The 1,689-nt window shown below is 54.4% G+C and carries 2 rRNA genes; both read right to left on the bottom strand.

Annotation, left to right across the window (positions count from 1 at the left end):
* Positions 1–21: 21 nt before the first annotated feature.
* Positions 22–136, bottom strand: a 5S ribosomal RNA gene (gene rrf / locus DL1_RS20625).
* A 78-nt stretch (positions 137–214) separates the two neighbouring features.
* Positions 215–1,689 (bottom strand): 23S ribosomal RNA (locus DL1_RS20620); the annotation flags it as partial.

Here is a 1,689-nt window from a genome sequence, read left to right as displayed (position 1 = left end):
TTTTTCCTTGCTTCTTACTAGGTTTGGCGGTGACCTACTCTCCCACGTCTTAAGACGCAGTACCATTGGCGCGACGGCACTTAACGGCCGAGTTCGGGATGGGATCGGGTGTTTTGCTCGTGCTATGACCACCAAACCGAGAAAGAAGCAATGTCCAAGTCAAGTTATGTTTGCAGCTTTTGATTTGATTGGCGAAGACTGTCTTCTACCGGATCAAATCAAGCCTATCGGGCAATTAGTACCAGTCAACTGAACGCGTTGCCGCGCTTACATCTCTGGCCTATCGACGTGGTGGTCTTCCACGGCCCTCAAGGGATACCTAGTTTTGAAGGGGGCTTCCCGCTTAGATGCTTTCAGCGGTTATCCTGTCCGAACATAGCTACCCAGCACTACCGTTGGCACGATAACTGGTCCACCAGTGGTCCGTTCACCCCGGTCCTCTCGTACTAGGGGCAACTCTTCTCAAGTATCCTACACCCACGGCAGATAGGGACCGAACTGTCTCACGACGTTCTAAACCCAGCTCACGTACCTCTTTAAACGGCGAACAGCCGTACCCTTGGGACCTGCTCCAGCCCCAGGATGAGATGAGCCGACATCGAGGTGCCAAACGGTGCCGTCGATATGGACTCTTGGGCACCATCAGCCTGTTATCCCCAGAGTACCTTTTATCCGTTGAGCGATGGCCCTTCCACTCGGGACCACCGGATCACTATGGCCGACTTTCGTCTCTGCTCGACTTGTCAGTCTTGCAGTCAGGCTGGCTTTTGCCATTGCACTCAACGACCGATTTCCGACCGGTCTGAGCCAACCTTCGCGCGCCTCCGTTACACTTTGGGAGGCGACCGCCCCAGTCAAACTACCCACCACGCAGGGTCCCGGATCCGGATAACGGACCGCGGTTAGACATCAAGAGTGCGAAGGGTGGTATCTCAAGGATGGCTCCACCGAGACTAGCGTCCCGGTTTCAAAGCCCACCACCTATCCTGCACATCACAATCCTGATGCCAGTGCGAAGCTATAGTAAAGGTTCATGGGGTCTTTCCGTCTAACCGCGGGTAGTGTGCATCTTGACACACAGTTCAATTTCGCTGAGTCCACGTTTGAGACAGCGGGGAGATCGTTACGCCATTCGTGCAGGTCGGAACTTACCCGACAAGGAATTTCGCTACCTTAGGACCGTTATAGTTACGGCCGCCGTTTACCGGGGCTTCAATTCAAAGCTTGCACTTCTCCTTTTAACCTTCCGGCACCGGGCAGGCGTCAGACTGTATACGTCGCCTTACGGCTTCGCACAGCCCTGTGTTTTAAGTAAACAGTCGCCACCCCCTAGTTTGTGCCCCCCACCCAGACTTGCGTCCGAATGGGGCCTCCTTCTCGCGAACTTACGGAGGCATTTTGCCGAGTTCCTTAAACGTGGTTCTCTCAAGCGCCTTGGTATTCTCTACCAGTCCACCTGTGTCGGTTTCGGGTACGATCTTACAGTGGGGCTATTTCCAGGAACTGCTAAGCGGCCCGATCAATCCAATAAGATCGAACAACCCTCGCAATCCGTCACCACCACATGGCCCAGGAATATTAACCTGGTTCCCATCGACTACGCCTTTCGGCCTCGCCTTAGGGGTCGGCTTACCCTGCTCAGATTAGCTTTAAGCAGGAACCCTTGGACTTTCGGCGACAGGGTCTCTC

Source organism: Thioclava dalianensis (genome assembly GCF_000715505.1).
Taxonomy (GTDB): domain Bacteria; phylum Pseudomonadota; class Alphaproteobacteria; order Rhodobacterales; family Rhodobacteraceae; genus Thioclava; species Thioclava dalianensis.
The sequence above is the reverse complement of the archived record's forward strand: the minus strand, read 5'-3'. Positions and strand labels throughout refer to the sequence as shown.